Genomic DNA, 17257 nt, shown 5'->3' on the forward strand with positions numbered 1-17257 from the left:
TTCGCGAGGGCTGACCATGCTACGGATCTATGGCTCGTCCCACCGGTTCTGTGATGGTGTGACTCGGCGTGATTTTCTCCAGATCGGGGCCTTTGGTGCAGGTCTGACGCTGGCGGACCTCTTGCGGTTGCGCCAGGCGTCGGCAGCGAGCACGCGGCAGTCCCCACGGTCGCACAAAGCGGCCATTATGATTTACCTGCCGGGCGGTCCGTCCCACATGGACATGTACGACTTGAAGCCGAATGCGCCGGCGGAGTATCGCGGCGAGTTCAAGCCGATTCCCACGAATGTGCCGGGAGTGCAGATTTGCGAGCACTTCCCCTTGCAGGCCAAGATGTGGGACAAGTTGGCTGCCATTCGTTCGATCGTGTCGGTCGATGAGCACAGCGACTCCCTGGTGATGACGGGCTATCCGGAGCGGGTCAACATGGTGGCGAACCATCCCAGCTTCGGGTCGGTGATTTCCAAGCTGCGGAGTGCGACGAGCGCCAATGTGCCGCCGTTTGTGAGCTTGCGGGGGATGAGCCGCGGAACGGAGCCGGGGTATTTGGGCATCGCCCACCGTCCGTTTACACCAGGCGGGCCGGGCAACGCCAATTTGCGCTTGGCTAACGGGGTGACCCTGGATCGGCTGCACGACCGCCGGACGTTGCTGGCCAGCTTCGACACCCTCCGCCGTGATATTGATGCGTCCGGCACCATGAGCGGCATGGACAGCTACACGGAGAAGGCCATCGAGATGGTCACCTCCGGCGTAGTCCGCGATGCTTTGGACCTGAGCAAGGAAGACCCCAAGGTGCGGGAACGGTACAAGGGAGTCGAGCAATTCCTCACCGCCCGCCGGCTCATCGAAGCGGGGGTCGGCTGCGTGACGCTGTCGATCGGCGGCTGGGACACCCACGGCAAGAACTTTGAGACTCTCAAGCGGCAGTTGCCCAAAGTGGACCAGGGCATCGCCAACCTGATCCAGGACCTGCATGATCGCGGTTTGGACCAGGACGTGGTAACGATCATGTGGGGCGAGTTTGGCCGTACGCCGCGGATCAACCGGGATGCGGGCCGCGATCACTGGGCGCCGGTCATGAGCGCCTTGATTGCTGGCGGCGGCCTGAAGATGGGCCAAATGGTCGGCAGCAGCACCGAGAAAGGGGAACGGCCCAAGGATCGCCCCTGCACGGTGCAACAGGTGCTCGCCACTATCTACCTGGCCCTGGGAATCGACCCGGCCATGACCTTCCCGAATGGCTCCGGCCGCCCCGTGCACCTGCTCGATGATCGGGAACCGATCCGCGAGTTGCTCGGCTAATCCGGCAGAGCTATAATGAGCCGTGCGTGAGTCCTCGCCCGCCTTGACAGTGTGGAATAGCCTACCTGGCCTACGGGTTGTCCGACGTGGAGGTCGGGCAACCCGTTCCCACCCGAACCAGGCACATCCAGCATGATGAAGGTGAAAGCCATGACCCGATACCTGTGGATTGTTGGGTTTGTCTGTGTTGGCGCCTCGGCGGCCGCGGCGCAGTCTCCGCCAGCGGTGACGGCCCTAAACGCCTATCCTGCCCAGTTGAAACTGGTGGGGGTCGACGATGCCCCGCAATTGCTCATCACCGGCCGGCGCGCCGACGGGCGTGAGATCGACCTGACCCGCGCTGTGACTTACACCGTGTCTAATCCGTCGGTCCTCCGCGTCCAGAATGACGGCCGGGTGATTCCTCTGGCCAATGGCAGCGCAGAGATCACAGCCACCTTCAACAATCTCAGCGTTAAGGTGCCGGTGGTGGCGGAGAAGATGGAAGCGCCGCTGCCGATCAACTTCGCCAACGATGTGGTGCCGATCTTCACCAAGCTGGGCTGTGCCTCCGGCGGCTGCCACGGCAAAATCCAGGGGCAGAACGGTTTCCGCCTGTCCCTGTTAGGCCACGATCCGCGGTTCGACTATGACAATCTGCTCAAGGAATCCCGCGGCCGCCGGGTGATGCCCGCCGCTCCTGATGCCAGCCTCCTGTTGACCAAGGCGACCGGGCGTGTCCCCCACGGTGGCGGCCGGAAGATGGAACCGGACAGCGAGGAATACAAGATCGTCCGCCGCTGGATCGCTTCCGGCTTGCCCTACGGCCAGCCCAATGACCCCGTGGTCACTGGCATCAGCGTCTATCCCACCCAGCGAATCGTGGACCGCAAAGGGCAGCAGCAGCTTGTGGTCCTGGCCCATTACTCCAACGGCACGACGCAGGATGTCACCCGTCGTGCCCAGTACGAGAGCAACGACACGGAGCTGGCCACGGTCAGCGAATCCGGCCTGGTCACAGCGCAATCTCTGACGGGGCAAGCCGCCATCATGGTGCGCTTCAGCGGCTATGTCACGGTCTTCCAGGCGGTCATTCCGCGGCCCGGTCCGCCGGTGTCCTTCAGCTTCCCGGAAAACAACCCGATTGACAAAGCCACGGCCCGGAAATGGCGCGAGCTGAACATCGCCCCCAGTGAGCTGTGCTCCGACGAAGTGTTCATCCGCCGCGTCTATCTGGACATCACCGGAACGCTGCCGGATGTGGAAGCCATCCTCCAGTTCGTGGCGGATAAGGACCCCAACAAGCGGGCTAAGCTGGTCGATCGCCTGCTGGAAACCCCGGAGTACGCCTACTACTTCGCCAACAAGTGGGCGGACATCCTGCGGGTGAAGCGGCGGGGCCAGACGGAGCGGGCCTTCGGTACCTTTGCCTTCCACGCCTGGATTCGGGACTCCCTGGCTGCGGATAAACCGTATGACCAGTTCGTCCGCGAATTGCTCACTGCCGTGGGGGATGAGAACACCAGTCCGCCGACCGTCTGGTACAAGGAAGTCCGCACGCCGGAGAACTTCGTCGATGATGTCTCCCAGGTTTTCCTCGGCCAGCGCCTCGCCTGTGCCAACTGCCACCATCACCCCTACGAGAAGTGGTCGCAGGACGATTACTGGGGCCTGGCGGCCTTCTTCGGACGCGTCGGCACCAAGAACCTGCCCATCCCCGGCGTGCAGAATCAACAGGCGCAACGGCAGATCGTCTTCGTGCGGCCCAACGGCAGTGTGACCAACAAACGGACCGGCCAAGCGGCGGTCTACAAGCCGCTGGAGGCGGAACCGGTCTCCATCACCGTGGGGCAAGACCCGCGGGAACAGTTCGCCCAGTGGCTCACGAGTCCCAGCAACCCCTTCTTCGCTAAGGCCCTGGTGAACCGATATTGGGCGCACTTCTTTGGCCGCGGCATCGTCGATCCGCCGGATGACATGCGCGTGACCAATCCGCCGAGCAATCCGGAATTGCTCGAAGCCCTGGCTCAATCCTTCGTGCAAAACAAGTACAGCCTCAAGGCGCTCATCCGCCTGATTTGCACGAGCCGGACCTATCAGCTCTCGGCCATTCCGAACGAGTTCAACGCCTCGGACAAGCAGTCATTCGCTCGCTACTATCCGCGGCGGTTGCAGGCGGAGGTGCTCTACGACGCGGTCAGCAAACTGACGGGAACGCCAGCGAGCTTCCCCGGTCTGCCCAACGACCGCTTCGCCCCCAATCGGGCGATCATGCTGCCGGATGAATCGTTCACTTCGTACTTCCTCGATGTGGCGGGGCGGCCCCAGCGCATCAGCGCCTGCGAATGCGAACGGGTCAACGAGGCGAGCCTGGCCATGACCCTGCACCTGCTCAACAGCCAGGAAGTCCAGGACAAGATCGCTCGGCCCGGCGGACGCGCCGACCTGTTGGCCCGCGACCCTCGCCCCGACGCCGAGAAGGTCACCGAGCTGTTCCTCCTGGCCACGGCAACCCGGCCCACCCCCGAACAGCTCCAGAAAGCCCTGGAGCACATCGCCCGCCATGAGAAAAACAAAAAGCTGGCCTACGAAAACATCATCTGGGCCTTGATCAACAGCAAAGCCTTCCTGTTCAATCAGTGACGCCTGACTGTCGCTGGGAACCAGGCTGGCCGACGTGTGGACCGCTGGCTCTATCCCCAGCGGTCTTTTCTTTTTTCCGTCCTCTGCCCCCGGCGGAAGGAAGCCGATAGGGGAGGGGAGGCGTGAAGTCGGCGGAAGGAAGCCGATAGGGTAGGGGGGGCGTGAAGTCGGCGGAAGGAAGCCGATAGGGTAGGGGGGCGTGAAGTCGGCGGAAGGAAGCCGATAGGGGAGGGGAGGTGTGAAGCCGGCGGAAGGAAGCCGATAGGGTAGGGGAGGCGTGAAGCCGGCCGTAGAGGAGGAATCTGACAAACGCACCGCGCAGACATAGCCGCGGCGCGCCAGCCAAGCCTACTTTACCCTGGGGAACGCTTCGTGACGGTCGAGAACTCACGCGTGGGCGATGGCCGCTGTGACAGTGCCTTTGTCCCCACGGCTTAGGGCCTCGCAGAGGAGCGACAGCCATAACCAGAGGAAAAGGGAGAAGGAGAGGATCATGCTGTGCTGGAGCAAAAACGCCGGGGGATGCCGGGCGCTCGTAGCCGGACTGGTTATGCTAGCGGCCATCCCAGGAGGGGTGGCAGAATGGCCCCTGCGCGGGGAGCAGGCCGAGACCGGTTACACCGAGGCCGGAGATTCCCTGACGGGGTGCCGTGGGGAGAACGAGCAGAGCGGGAATAGCTCCGCCGCCGAGGCGCCTCAGGGCTTGATGGAGCATATCCAGCTTGCGGAAGGTGCGCGGGGTTTCGTTTTGTCGGAGAGCCAGCGAGCCTTTCGTCCCTGGGGCTTCAACTACGATCACGACGAACGCGGGCGGTTGCTCGAAGATTATTGGGAGAAGGAATGGGACAAAGTCGAGCAAGATTTCGCGGAGATGCGGGGCTTGGGCGCCAACTGCGTGCGAATTCACCTGCAATTCGGCAAGTTCATGGAGAGTGTCGACAAGCCCAACCCGGCAGCTTTGCGCCAACTGGAACGGCTGCTGCGCTTAGCCGAGCGGCAGCAGCTATACCTCGATCTGACCGGCCTGGGCTGTTACCACAAAAAAGATGTCCCGGCCTGGTACGACGCCCTGGATGAAGCAGAGCGGTGGCAAGCCCAATGCCGCTTTTGGACCGCGGTGGCCGAACGGGCAGCCCGCAGTCCCGCGGTATTCTGCTATGACCTGATGAACGAACCGGTCGTACCGGGCGGCCAACGGGAACGCGGCGGTTGGCTCGCGCCTCCCTTCGGAGACAAGCACTTCGTTCAGTTCATCACGCTCGATCAGCGCCAGCGTCCCCGGCCGGACATCGCCCGCGCCTGGGTCCGCCAATTGGTGCAAGCCATCCGGCGGGTTGATCGCCGCCATCTCATCACCGTGGGATTGGTCGATTGGAGTCTGGATCGCCCCGGCCTGACATCCGGCTTCGTCCCGCAGAAAGTGGTCTCGGAGCTGGATTTTCTCGCCGTGCATCTGTACCCCCACCAAGGAAAGCTCGATCAGGCGGCAGAAACCCTGCGGGGCTTTGCTGTGGGCAAGCCGGTGGTGGTGGAGGAATCCTTCCCGCTCTGGTGTTCCGCGGAGGAGCTGGAACAATTCGTGGAGAAATCTGAGCCGCTGGCGGCCGGCTGGTTCTTCTTCTACTGGGGGCGGACGCTGGAGGAATTGGCCCAGGACAAGGACCTCGGCTCCGCTCTGCTTCGGGCCTGGCTGGAACGCTTCCGCAAACGTGCCCGGCTCTACGCCCTGACGCCGAACTCCTAGCGCTGCGCTCGCTGCTCGTTCCATCCCCTGGGGGCTTCGCGTTGCGGGTCAAGTGGGGTCAGAGGGGGGGTGGTCCCCGCCCCTTGCCGGGTCGGACGGCAGAGGCTGCGGTGGGGAGAGGGGGGCGGCGGCGGGAGGGGCGGCGTTTGATTCGCTGGCGGGGGCTGGGGCCAAGGGGAGGCGGAGGCGGAAGAGGCTGCCTTGCAAAGGGGCCGACTCAATATCGATACTGCCGCCGTGATGGTCCATGACCATGGCGACGAAAGATAATCCCAGCCCCATGCCGGCGGAATAGCCTTCGTAGAGGGCGTTATCCCGTTTGGTGGAGAAGTAGGTTTGCAGGCATTGGGCGCGGATGTCTTCGGTCATGCCGATGCCATTGTCGGCGACTTCCAGGATGGCTTCCGAGGCTTGGCGGCGGAGGCGCAGATGGACCTGCCCTTTCCAGGAGGCAGCGGCGAGGAGACGTTGGCGGCGGCGGAGAGGGTCGGCGTCGCGCCGGGCTTCGTTCCGCAGGTAATTCCGCATCTCGAAGGTGGCATCCCGGGCGTTGAACAAGAGGTTCTCCACCGCCTGCTGGAGATGGGAGAGGTCCCCGCGCACGTAGAGAGGTTCCTCCGGCAGATGCAGGTGCAGCTCCACCTTCCATTTATCCCGTGCCGTTTCTAACCAGGTATGACAAGTGTCTTCCAGAAGGTGGGCCAAATTGACGAGGGTCGGGGCCAACTGCTTCGGATCCCGGCGGACGGTGCGGAGGATTTGCTGCAAGCGCTCGGTGACGGTTCCGAGGGTCGCTCGGACTTCCTGGAGCATTTGTTTTTGTTCTCCGGGCAAGGCGGGGGCGTCGAGGCAGCGGGCGAGTAGATCGTTGGGGCGGACGAGGAGGTTTTTGATGTTGTGGGCATAACTGCCGGCGAGGATGCCGATGCTGGCGTAGAGTTGGGAGCGCAGCTCCAGGGCTTGGCGTTCGGCCTGGGCGGCCCGCTGTTCCAATTGGGCGGCTTCCAGTTGTTGTTCCAGCATGCGGCGGCGCAGCTCCTCCCCGGCCCGTTCCGCCTCCTGTTGCTTGATCCGGGCTTGCAGGACCTGCTGTTCCATCTGAGCAGCGGCCACTTGGGCTTGCAGAAGTTCACGCTCCCGATGTTCCGCAGCGATGGCTTGCCGCCACTTTTCCTGCTCGACTCGCTGCTCCCGCCGCCAGAAGCGGACCGTCTGATAGAAAGCAAGCAAGGTGCTGAGGATGAGCACGGCAGCGGCGACGGATTGCCAGAGGCGGTATTCTTCCTGTTGCAGTTGCAGCCGGTTATAAGTGTGCAGGCGGTAATCGACGCGCACCACGGGGTAAACCTCCGCTCCTTCTCCGACGGCGGCGGGAATCCACAAAGTTCGCCAGAGGGAGCCGGCGGCAGCGGGCGGGAAGGCTTTGGGAGATTCCCAGAGGATCGGGGTAAGACCCAGCCGCCAGGCTGCGGGACCCTCGAAACGGACCTCGATGCGGGCCACTTCGGGGAATAGCGGGAGTTGGGCCGAGTGCAACCGCAGCGGTTCCACCATCGCCCGGAGATGTTCCGCGATTTCATCCCGCTTATTGCGGCGGCGGACCTCCCAGGCTGTCTCGTCTTCCGAGTTCCCTTCCTGCCGGTGCAGGTCGATGTATTCGTATGCCAGCTCGGTGAGTGTTTTGCGGAAGATGCGGGTGTTTTCCACCCATTCCCGGATGTTGGCCTGGTCCGAGACTTCGCTCCAGTGGGCGCGGCTGTAGAGGAGCCAGCCCAGGAGGGCGGCAGTGCCCAGCCAGAGCAGGATCAAGGGGGAAAGGCGCAGCAGGAAGCGGCCCAGGGGCACCACGGGCCCCTCCGGTTCGATTCCCGGCGGCGGGACGACAGGAGGAGGAGAGGCACGGCTCGTGTCAGGGTGTGCGCTCATGGTAGAAGCGGTAAAGCAGTCGGCGGTGGAGGCAGAACCAGGCGCCGGGAGGGGGCCGGCGGGTGTAAACTTCGAGCACGGCTTCGGCAAGCGGGTCCTCGGCACCGGGCGGGGAGGGCCGTAACACGACGATGTGTTCGCCGCTGCCGCCGCGGCGGTTCCCGGAGGTGTCAAAAAACGGCGGTTCCAGCTTCTGAAGCGCCTGGCCCAACTCTCGCGGACTGTCGAGCAAAACGGGGGGTTCCGTCCGGTACGCGGCGGCGAGAAGCACTTCGACGAGGCGGCGAAAATGCTCGACATCCTCGGTGGTGGAACAGACTCGTCCAGGCGGCGGAGCAGCGAGGGCGTAGCCGTCCGGGAGGCGTTCCCGTTCCTCCGGCTCATCCCAGGCGAAGGGGTCGGCGTGGGCGAACAGGACGAGCGGGATGGGCAGGGTGCGGATCGGCCAGGCCACCTCGCGATCGCGGAAGAGGGTATTGACGGAGATGCCGTCGCCGGTGACTGCCACCAGGCGCTGGCCGACCTCGGACTCTTCCTGAACCAGGGCCTGGAGCACCCGACGTGCCGGTACGGTGACCGTGGGCACCAGCAGCAAGGTCCGTTGCGGCGGAGGGGGCAGGTGCTGCAACAGGTGGCGAATGGCATCCAGCTCCGCGGCGTTGGGCTGATGGACCGGACCCGTGCTGAAGGGGATCTGCGAGCGGATCAGGACCAATCGCGGCCCGTCCGCGAGTGCCGAGCAGCGGCGGGTCAGCTCCCGGCGGAGATGCAGGCTCAGGTCCAGAGAGAACGGGTCGTCCTGCCAGTCGATGGCGAACGCCGGGATTTCCGAGGCGAGCAGCGTGGCCGCGGCAGCCCAGGGATTGCACCAGGCCGTGCCGGCGGCCAGCAGCCAGGGGTCGGCTCCCGCATGCGGCCGCAACGACGGTTCTGACAGGAGGAAGTCACTCAGGGCTTCGGCCATCTGCCGGTTGGAAAAGCAGAAGCGGAAGGTGCGGTCATACAGGGACAGCAGGGTAGGTCCTGCGGGGCCGGTCATGGCGGCATCGGCGGCCACTTGCTCCGCGGTCGCTGCGGTCAGGAGCAGCACGGGCTTGTCCGGGTGGGGCGCATCGCGTAAGGCTTCAGCCAGTTCCGCGGCTCGATCGCTGGACCAGCCGGCGATGATGGCCAACGGTGCGGGGGAACGTTGCAGCAATAATTCCACCCAACGGCTTTGCGGTACGGCTTCGGTCACCTTGTACCAGCGGACATGCAGCCGTCCGAGGCGATCCGAGCGGCCGATGACCACCTCGGGCACGGTCGTCGTCCGGTGGGGGTAGGCGTGGGCGTCGTCGGCGAAGAAATGGGGGATGGTTCCCCGGCGTTCAATCCGCTTGAGCGCCCGGACAAAGTGATCCCAGGCTTCGTAGGCGGTGGGGGTGTGGAGCCAGGCAATCTCCTGGTCGCCATCCGGTACGGGACGGGGGTGGGCCGGCGGAGTATAGCCGCGGTTCCACCACGCCAGGGCCACACCCACGCAGACCGCTGCCGCTACAAGCAGCAGCCCTGCCACGACGACGTGCCGAGTATAACCGGCTTGCATGTCCTCTCCCCAGAGCTTTCCTCATTTCACTATAGCAATATCCTGATGATGTCGCCGAAGGGGGAGGCTAACCGGCTACGATCGTTTCCCCCGTTCTGCCCCAACAGTCTGCCCAGCCAAAGCAGGACCGAAGGTGCGGATTGTTGCGGTTGAACCAGGATGACCGGGGGGACTGCCCCGCCTGGAAGCCGTTCCAGCGGTTGCGAGGCCGCAGGGATGGATTACAATGGGCCACATACGAACCTAATCCCTCGGAGGCGAATCCGCCGAGGCTGATCGGCAGGAAACGATCGGCGGGAGGGAGGGTGTGCAGTCATGGCAGTTATCACCGCGGCGTCTAGGAAAGGCCCTGCAATGGAAAAGATCCTCTGCTATAGCTCGCTGGCAGTGGCCATCCTTGTGCTGTTGATGTTTCTGCTGGATTTGGTTTTGGGCATCCCCTTCGGAGGCGGCCCCTTCGTGACGGTGGACATCCTCGGCATCTTGGCCGCCGGCATCGTCGTGTATTTGGCCGTCAACGTCATGAAAGACCTCAAGTAAGCCTGCGGAAGGGCTTTGACGGCGGATGAAGCGGTGTTACGCTTTCTATCAGCGTTGGACGCTGCGGGTCAGCGTTTCTACCCCTCCTGTCAGCGTTCTCCGCTTCGTGCCAGCGTCCTGTCATTCCTCTTCCTTCGGTGCATTTTCCACCTTCGGTTCAGTGGGCACGGCCTTGGGGGAATCGGCGGGAATACCGCGGTGCTTTCGGACGCAGTCGATTAGGGCGGCGATCAATCCCTCTTCGGTGTAAACCTCGGCTTCCGCAGCTACGGGCAGGCCGGCGGCGCGCACGACGCTTCCCGTCTCTGGACTGATCGCCACCAAGCCAATCTCCCCCTGCCGGATGCGCTGCCGGATGGGGGAATCACAAAACGCCAGCACACGGCGGGCGATGTTGCTGCTGGTCAGGGTGATCCAGCGGATGTTCCCTTGACGCAAGGCCTGGAGCAACTGGGGGGAGGGCGGTTCATCGTCCGTTTGCCGGTAGACGGTGACTTGCCGGACCTCAGCGGCGGAGCGAAGAAGTTCCTCACGCAGGAGTTCCCGGCCTCGATCAGCACGGGCGAGAAGCACGCGTTGCCCTGCAACTCGCGGGCCTAAAGCCGCGGCTAGCCCCTCCGAGGAGAACGTCTGCTCCGGCACCAGGTCCGCTCGGAGATGATACTCGTGCAGGGCGTCTGCCGTTTTCGGTCCGATGGCGGCGAGTTGGACTTTGCTGAGAGTGCGGAGGTCCCCGCCTTTGTGCCAGAGCCGGCGCAGGAGGCCGTGCACGCCATTGACACTGGTGAAGACCAGCCAGTCCCAGCGTCCCTGGGCCAGAGCGTCCAGGGCGGCGTCAAGTTCGCTGAAGTCCTCCGGTTCTCGGATGGCCACGGCCGGCCAGTGATGGACGATCGCTCCGAGCTGTTCCAGGCGGCGGATGAGGCCGGCGGCTTGATGGCGCGGGCGCGTCACCAGCACCGATTGGCCGAAGAGGGGGCGCTGCTCCGACCAGGGTTGGGGCGTCCGTTGTCCGACCGCTGGCCCGATGAGGATGACGGCGGGGGATTCGAGACCGGCCTGCCGCCGGGCCTGATCCAGGTCCGCCAGACGCGCGAAGACGCAGCGCTGGTCCCCCCAACTGGCGCGGCTGACGACCGCGGCGGGTGTGTCCGGCGATAGGCCATGCTCCAGCAGGGCGGCTACGATCTGGGGCAGGCGGCACAAGCCCATGTAGATCGCCAAGGTGCCGGGGAACTGGGCCAGGGCACGCCAGTTGATCGGCGGCTCCGCCTTGTCAGGGGCTTCGTGTCCCGTGACGAAAGCCAAGGCGCTGGCAAAATGGCGGTGCGTCAGCGGGATTTCCAGGTAGGCTCCCGCGGCGAGCGCAGCGGTGACGCCGGGCACCACTTCGTAAGGCACTCCTGCCGCACGCAAAGCCGCAATTTCCTCACCGCCGCGGCCAAAAACCAGGGGATCGCCCCCTTTGAGACGCAGCACGCGCTTCCCCTGACGGGCGGCTGCCACCATCCGCTGCTGAATCTGGCTGGCCTTCTCCGCATGCTTGCCGGGAAGGTCCCCCACGCAGATTCTTTCCGCCTGCGGATTGGCCCAATCGAGAATCCGCACCGGCACGAGTTGATCGTACAGGATCACATCCGCCTGTTGCAGCAGCTCCGCCGCCCGCAACGTCAGCAAGTCCGGACTGCCCGGTCCCGCACCGACGAGATAAACACGCCCTTCCAAGCCTGCTGCACTCCTACCGGTGATTCGGTCTCACGTCGGGTGTCGGCTTCACGCCGGGGGCGTCGCTGACTGCCTGCGCAGGCGCCGCCTCTGGCCCTGGAGAGCTATCCTCAGCCAAACTGTTCTCCCGCCCCTCGCAACGCCTCCCATTATACCGGCCTTTCACATTGGCCTGGACTGTCCGTTCACACGGCCACTTCCTCGGCCTCTTCCCACTCTTCCTCATCGCTACCGACCGGGAACAGGCGGCAGATCAGAATCCCCAACAGGTACAAAGCGAACATCGGCACGAAAAGATAGAGCATGGTGACGGCGTCGGGCGTCGGGGTGATCATCGCCGAGAACACCGCCAGGAGCATGCAGGCATGCCGCCACTTCGACCAATAGTCCTCCACCGAGAATACCCCCAGACGGTAAAGGAAGACCATGACCAGCGGCGTTTGGAACGAGACGCCGAACACCAGCGGCAGGATGATGGCCAAGCTGAACCAGTCACTCAGGCGGATGTCCGGGTCCAACCCCAGCCATTCGTTGAACATCAACAGGGCCTTCACCGCTCCGGGCAACACCAGGAACTGGCACATGATGATGCCCGCCAAAAATAGCGACAAGCTCGGCCCCAGCATCCAGTAGACATACCGCTTCTCGTGCGGATATAGACCTGCTGCCACAAAGGCCCAGAACTGATACAGGATAAAGGGGCTACCCAGCACGAAACCACAGAGGATCTGCACCTTGAAGTAAACGACAAACCCTTCCTGTACGCTGAGGGTCGTCAGATACTGCCGCGTTTCCAGCAGGCTTTGCCCTTTCTCGTTGAGATAGTTAATAAAGCCCGGATAGACACGCAGGTGGAGAACCACCGTCGGCGGAGTGTCAGGCTTAGGCGGCCCGAAGATGGGCGCCAGCTCCTGGGCGTCGATCTCGACCGGCATGGTTTCCGGCGAACCCAACAGAAGCTGCCGTTCCTGTTCCGTCAAGGCACTGAGCGCATTGCCGTTGGCCTGGAGCTTCTTCTTGATCCGCTCGATTTCCGCATTATCCGTCCGCTCCAGCGGTTCCAGCTTGTCCGTTCGCGCCCGTTCGATCCGGCGGTTGTAAAAGTCGTTGACCTGTTCCTTGACCGGTTCGGTGATGGCGACCATGACCGGCTTGCCAATGCCGATCCGTGGGTTGCCCACGAGCGAACCGACCCCGTCCAGCACAAAACCGACGACCATGAAAAAGATGAGCCATTTGAGGGCGATGATCATCCGTTGCCGCAATTCTTCGAGGTGATCCCCGAAGGACATGCGGGTGTCAGCGAAAATGTCGTCGGGATATTCCTCGTAGGGGTTTTTCCGTCGCTTCTTCTTCGGTGCCACCATAATCCACAACCCCGCGGATGGGGAGAACAGCCCAACCCCGAGGCGGAGATGCCCGAACGGTTGGCGGATCGGCTCACTGGCGAGGAAGGTCTATTTTACCTTATGGATTCGCTCGGCCAGTCACAAGGCCGCAGTCCCTACGCTTTTGATCCCCATCCAGAGGGGGATCTTCGGATTAGCACCCTGCACAAGGCCGGAACAAGCTATGCTAAGGGTATCCCTGCTCGGCTGGGAAACCGAGGGCGGATGGCTCTGCCGACCTGATGGCACCGCTGCCGTTGGCAAGAGGAGGCCCGATAGCATCCGGAGGCGCCGGGGCCGTGAAGGCACAGGGCGGCGGGAAGCCGGAGGGCAGTCGGCGAGCGTGGGACAAAAATCAAAAGGATGGCCAATCTGTGTGACGAAGGGGTCGCGCATATGCCAAACGACAAAGGTGGCGAGGCCGCAGCGGAGCAAGAGCCAGGTCCGTATTATGGCGGGCCGTTGGGTGCCGGAATTGATTGGGCGGACCCCAACTCTCCCTTAGCCCGGTGGTATTTCTCCTCCGCCGGCGTGGCCGCCGCTGGGCTGCTGGGGATCGCCCTTTACCTCTTGAGCGCCATGCCGCTGATGCACACCGACTTCTGGTCCCATCTGAAGTATGGCGAATGGATCGTGAGCCATCGGACACTGCCCGCGGTCGAACCGCTCTGTCCTTTCACGGACAAGGAGCGCCCCTTTTTCGATGCGATGTGGCTGTCCCAGGTCGTTTATTACAGCGTTTTTCGAGCAGGCGCCTCGCTCGCAGGTCAGTCGGACTTACGGCGTTTGGAAGGCGGAGTGGAAGCGATTCGCTTGCTGCATGCTGTCGTGGGCGTGATCGTCCTGGGTCTGTTCGCCTGGTCGGTGCGGCAAGGAAGCGGCTCGGCGGCGTGGGGAACCGGAGCCGTGATCTATGGCCTGGTCATGCTGCTGCCCCTGCTTGTGGTCCAGCGCCCGCAGACCTTGGCGTTTCTACCCTTCATGAGCAGCTTAGTCCTCCTGCGGCCCTGGATCGGAGAGGAAAAAACCGCATCGGCACGAGTCTTATGGCTCTTCCCTCTCCTGATGGTGGTGTGGGCCAATCTCCACGGCTCTTTTGTTATCGGCCTGCTCCTGGCCGCGATGGCAGTGGTGAGCGGATGGCTGCGGGAAATTGGACACAAACGCGGATCGCTATCCCGATGGTGGTCCCATCGGCCCCTTCGCTCCTGGACTCTGAGCCTCATGATTTCGGTTGGAGCCATTGCCTTGTTGAATCCCTATGGTCCGCGGTTGTATCTCCACGTCCTGGAATTTGGAGCGCATCCGAACCTCCGGACGATGGCCGAATGGCAGCCGCTGGAGTGGACGTGGGGGCCGGGCGGGCATTGGAGTTATGTGCTCCTGGCAGCCATGCTGCTCGTCACGCTGGGGATCACGCGGCGGCTAGGGGGAATCTTCCCCGTGTTGCTGCTTTTGACCTTCGGCCTTTGGCCTCTGTTCCAACAGCGGATGATGGCCTGGTGGGCGCCGCTGGCGTTCTGGATCATGGCCCCCGTGTGGACCGCCTGGGCCCAGGAGCGGTCATGGTCCTGGAAGGCGGGCATCCCCAGTTTTCGCAAGACAGCCCTGGCGGGCTTGATTGTGATCGTGGCCTTTATCGCCGCGCCGGCGAGTTTTTGGCTGAAGGCCGGGCGGCCGCGGCCCTTTGCCTCCGCCCTGTATCCGGCGACACCCTACGGTGTGGCTCGTGCAATCCGAGGAGAAGACCCTGGAGATTCCGGCCGCGCTCGGATGCTGGCTCAAGCATTGAAAACGGCCGGCATCGCCTCTCCCCCCGGACCTGTCTTCTGCAGCGAACGCCAGGGGGAGTACCTCCTTTGGGCTTTGCCTGCCGATAGGCCCGTGATGATGTTCAATCACGCCCAATTGTTCACGACCGAGCACTGGTCCCGCTGCCTCGCCGTCAAAGAGGGTGAGCCAGGCGGGGAGGCCATTCTCCAGCAATACGGGGCGGTGTGGATTGTGGTGGAAACCCACTATCACCCGCAGTTGTGTTCGCTGATACGCCAGCACCCCCAGTGGAAGGTCGTGCTGGACGAAGAAGGCGTCCGCGAGCTGCCGCCCGATGCCCGCTTGTTCGTCGCTGTGCGGCAGTCCAGGTGAAGTGACGGCGGCCAAGTTGCACTTCGGAACAAAAACAACACTCCACGACGGGGAAACGAGGGAGACTGAACCCGGGTGCGTCCGTCGTGGAGTGCTCCGCCGCGCCGTAAAGCGCGGTGTATGGCGCCGCAGATCAAGGGGTGAGGTGGGGTACGGCAAAGTGGACTGTCGGGGCGGGATCATTTCCATCGACTTGCGGCAGAGGATAGTAGGGTGAAGCCGTCCGGGCAGCCGCCCGCTTCTTCCCCGACATGTACTTCAACGCCTCTTGCGTATAGGCTTGCCGGACTTCCCGTGTCGTCTGTCCGAATTCTTTGAACTCTTCGATCATCGCATCGCGCATGGCGACCATTCCGCCCACGCCACCGGCAGCCACGATGGAGCCGAGCATCAGGTATTCGGTGGCTACGATCGCTCCACATTCATCATGCCAGAGTTGCAGTAACAGCCGCTTGATCATGTGCATTCCTCCCTGGTGAGATATAGGTTTCAAGCGTTTGACAACATTTTTTTGTCAATTCCTGTAAGGCCAAATCATTCCGCGAAAATTACGATGTTGAGCTTTCCCATCCTCTCCGGCACAAAAACTCCCCGTGGCACGCCGGGCGTGCTTTGCGGCACAGGTCTGGACTGTGGTTAGGAACCTGACAGCGTGGCGAGTTGAGGGGGGAACCGCAATTTCAGGGTCGGGCGATAGCCCCTGACTGGTTGATTCTCGCGCACACTCACTTGTTACTCGAATCTAGGCCACGATTGGCGGGAAGTCAAAAAACGTGGGGATTTTTTTCGGGCACGCGGTTCACATCGCGGCCACAGAACTGATGCCGGCGGTGAAGTGGGCGGAATGCTCAGGGCCGCTGTGTTTGGCACAACGGCTGCGGCAGCTCCGGTTGATGCCTCTGGTGCGAGAGGAAGAAATCCGTTCCTGCATGGAGGCCGCAAATCCGAACCCCTGGGAGGCGATGCCGAGCGGGCCGGTTCGCATGAAAGCGGACTTGACAACGGCGGAGTTCACTGGGCCCAGAGTGGCTATACTTTCAGCCGCTGGTGCAGTTCCTGGGTCACGGCGTGGAGGTATTCGTCCGTTGTCAAATAGGGGGTGGAGTCGCTGATGAGAACGGCGAGGTCTTTGGTCATTTGACCCCGCTCGACCAGGTCCACGCAGACCTTTTCCAGTGTCTCGGCGAAGTGGATGACCTCCGGGGTGTTGTCCATTTTGCCCCGATAGTAGAGGCCCCGCGTCCAGGCGTAAATGGAAGCGATGGGATTGGTACTCGTGGGTTTGCCTTGCTGGTAGAGGCGGTAGTGGCGGGTGACGGTGCCGTGGGCGGCCTCGGCTTCCACTGTTTTCCCGTCGGGACTCATCAGGACCGACGTCATCAGGCCAAGGGAGCCGAAGCCCTGAGCGATGGCATCGGACTGAACGTCGCCGTCGTAGTTTTTGCAGGCCCAGAGGTAGCCGCCGGTCCATTTCAAGCTGGCCGCGACCATGTCGTCAATGAGCCGGTGTTCGTAGGTCAAACCCGCGGCCTCGAATTGAGAGCGGAACTCCTGGTCATAAATTTCCTGGAAGATATTTTTGAATCGGCCGTCATAAACTTTGAGGATGGTATTTTTTGTCGACAGGTACACAGGCAGACGCCGTCCCAGGGCATAGTGAAAGCAGGCGCGGGCAAAACCGCGGATCGATTCGTCCAAGTTGTACATGGCCAGGGCGACACCGGCTCCGGGAGCCTGGAACACTTCCTTTTCGATGGCCGCCCCTCCATCGGCGGGAGTAAACGTCAGCTTGAGAGTGCCGGCTCCGCTGAACGCCAGTTCCGTGGCCTTGTATTGATCACCGAAACCATGACGCGCGACCACCACGGGTTTGTCCCAATGCTTGACCAGACGCGGAACGTTGCGGCAGATGATCGGCTCGCGGAAGATCGTCCCATTGAGGATGTTGCGGATCGTGCCATTGGGCGAGGGATACATCCGCTTCAAGCCAAATTCCTTGACCCGCGCTTCGTCAGGAGTGATGGTGGCACACTTGACCGCCACCCCGTATTTTTTCGTCGCTTCCGCTGCTTCCACCGTGACCCGATCGTCCGTGGCATCGCGGTTCTGGATGCCGAGATCGAAATACTTCAGCTCAATATCCAGAAAAGGGAGGATCAACTGCTCCCGGATTTTGTGCCAAATGATGCGGGTCATTTCGTCGCCGTCCATTTCCACAATCGGATTCTTGACGCGGATTTTGGCCATTGGAAACTCCTCGCTGCTGAGGCAGAACA

Annotated in this window: 11 protein-coding genes; 5 read left to right on the top strand and 6 right to left on the bottom strand. The window is 62.8% G+C overall.

Translation table 11 applies throughout. From position 1 onward, the window contains the following. Positions 1-16: 16 nt before the first annotated feature. The 3 genes from H0921_RS14360 (at position 17) to H0921_RS14370 (ending at position 5672) form a co-directional block, all read left to right on the top strand. The gene (locus H0921_RS14360) at positions 17-1306 is read left to right on the top strand and encodes a DUF1501 domain-containing protein (protein WP_194539206.1); all 1290 of its coding nucleotides are present in this window, start codon (positions 17-19) and stop codon (positions 1304-1306) included. A gap of 150 nt (positions 1307-1456) precedes the next feature. Next, a complete protein-coding gene (locus H0921_RS14365; RefSeq protein ID WP_194539207.1) occupies positions 1457-3928 on the top strand; it encodes a DUF1549 domain-containing protein in 2472 nt (823 codons plus the stop codon). A gap of 493 nt (positions 3929-4421) precedes the next feature. Beyond that, complete coding sequence (locus H0921_RS14370; protein WP_228499779.1) at positions 4422-5672, top strand: cellulase family glycosylhydrolase; 1251 nt, start codon at positions 4422-4424, stop codon at positions 5670-5672. A gap of 48 nt (positions 5673-5720) precedes the next feature. On the opposite strand, the gene H0921_RS14375 is transcribed toward H0921_RS14370, so the two are convergent. Together H0921_RS14375 and H0921_RS14380 are read right to left on the bottom strand one after the other, a co-directional pair. Next, positions 5721-7520 carry a sensor histidine kinase gene (locus tag H0921_RS14375; RefSeq protein WP_194539208.1) on the bottom strand — a complete coding sequence of 600 codons (1800 nt, stop codon included), beginning with the start codon at positions 7518-7520 and terminating at the stop codon, positions 5721-5723. 61 nt (positions 7521-7581) lie between these two features. Then, entirely contained in the window at positions 7582-9183 is a 1602-nt protein-coding gene (locus H0921_RS14380; protein ID WP_194539209.1) for a hypothetical protein, read from the bottom strand. A 354-nt stretch (positions 9184-9537) separates the two neighbouring features. Here H0921_RS14380 and H0921_RS14385 point away from each other — a divergent pair, with 354 nt between their 5' ends. After that, positions 9538-9723: a hypothetical protein gene (locus tag H0921_RS14385; protein ID WP_194539210.1), complete on the top strand. Its 186-nt coding sequence runs from the start codon at positions 9538-9540 to the stop codon at positions 9721-9723. Positions 9724-9843: 120 nt separating this feature from the next. Here H0921_RS14385 and cobA read toward each other — a convergent pair whose 3' ends face one another. Both cobA and tatC read right to left on the bottom strand, forming a co-directional pair. Next, complete coding sequence (gene cobA, locus H0921_RS14390; RefSeq protein ID WP_194539211.1) at positions 9844-11448, bottom strand: uroporphyrinogen-III C-methyltransferase; 1605 nt, start codon at positions 11446-11448, stop codon at positions 9844-9846. A gap of 185 nt (positions 11449-11633) precedes the next feature. Next, positions 11634-12815, bottom strand: a complete 1182-nt coding sequence (gene tatC / locus H0921_RS14395) for a twin-arginine translocase subunit TatC (protein WP_194539212.1) — start codon at positions 12813-12815, stop codon at positions 11634-11636. Between the two features lie 417 nt (positions 12816-13232). On the opposite strand from tatC, the gene H0921_RS14400 reads away from it, so the two are divergent. After that, a complete protein-coding gene (locus tag H0921_RS14400; protein ID WP_194539213.1) occupies positions 13233-14981 on the top strand; it encodes a hypothetical protein in 1749 nt (582 codons plus the stop codon). Positions 14982-15114: 133 nt separating this feature from the next. On the opposite strand, the gene H0921_RS14405 is transcribed toward H0921_RS14400, so the two are convergent. Together H0921_RS14405 and H0921_RS14410 are read right to left on the bottom strand one after the other, a co-directional pair. Then, the gene (locus tag H0921_RS14405) at positions 15115-15441 is read right to left on the bottom strand and encodes a hypothetical protein (protein ID WP_194539214.1); all 327 of its coding nucleotides are present in this window, start codon (positions 15439-15441) and stop codon (positions 15115-15117) included. 569 nt (positions 15442-16010) lie between these two features. Further along, entirely contained in the window at positions 16011-17228 is a 1218-nt protein-coding gene (locus H0921_RS14410; protein WP_194539215.1) for an NADP-dependent isocitrate dehydrogenase, read from the bottom strand. Positions 17229-17257: the final 29 nt, after the last annotated feature.

It is taken from the genome of Thermogemmata fonticola (assembly GCF_013694095.1).
Classification (GTDB): Bacteria; Planctomycetota; Planctomycetia; order Gemmatales; family Gemmataceae; genus Thermogemmata; species Thermogemmata fonticola.

Coding starts and splice junctions, on each gene's coding strand:
- H0921_RS14360 (WP_194539206.1), top strand. CDS start 17: ATGCTACGGATCTATGGCTCGTCCCACCGGTTCTGTGATGGTGTGACT.
- H0921_RS14365 (WP_194539207.1), top strand. CDS start 1,457: ATGACCCGATACCTGTGGATTGTTGGGTTTGTCTGTGTTGGCGCCTCG.
- H0921_RS14370 (WP_228499779.1), top strand. CDS start 4,422: ATGCTGTGCTGGAGCAAAAACGCCGGGGGATGCCGGGCGCTCGTAGCC.
- H0921_RS14380 (WP_194539209.1), bottom strand. CDS start 9,183: ATGCAAGCCGGTTATACTCGGCACGTCGTCGTGGCAGGGCTGCTGCTT.
- H0921_RS14385 (WP_194539210.1), top strand. CDS start 9,538: ATGGAAAAGATCCTCTGCTATAGCTCGCTGGCAGTGGCCATCCTTGTG.
- tatC (WP_194539212.1), bottom strand. CDS start 12,815: ATGGTGGCACCGAAGAAGAAGCGACGGAAAAACCCCTACGAGGAATAT.
- H0921_RS14400 (WP_194539213.1), top strand. CDS start 13,233: ATGCCAAACGACAAAGGTGGCGAGGCCGCAGCGGAGCAAGAGCCAGGT.
- H0921_RS14405 (WP_194539214.1), bottom strand. CDS start 15,441: ATGATCAAGCGGCTGTTACTGCAACTCTGGCATGATGAATGTGGAGCG.
- H0921_RS14410 (WP_194539215.1), bottom strand. CDS start 17,228: ATGGCCAAAATCCGCGTCAAGAATCCGATTGTGGAAATGGACGGCGAC.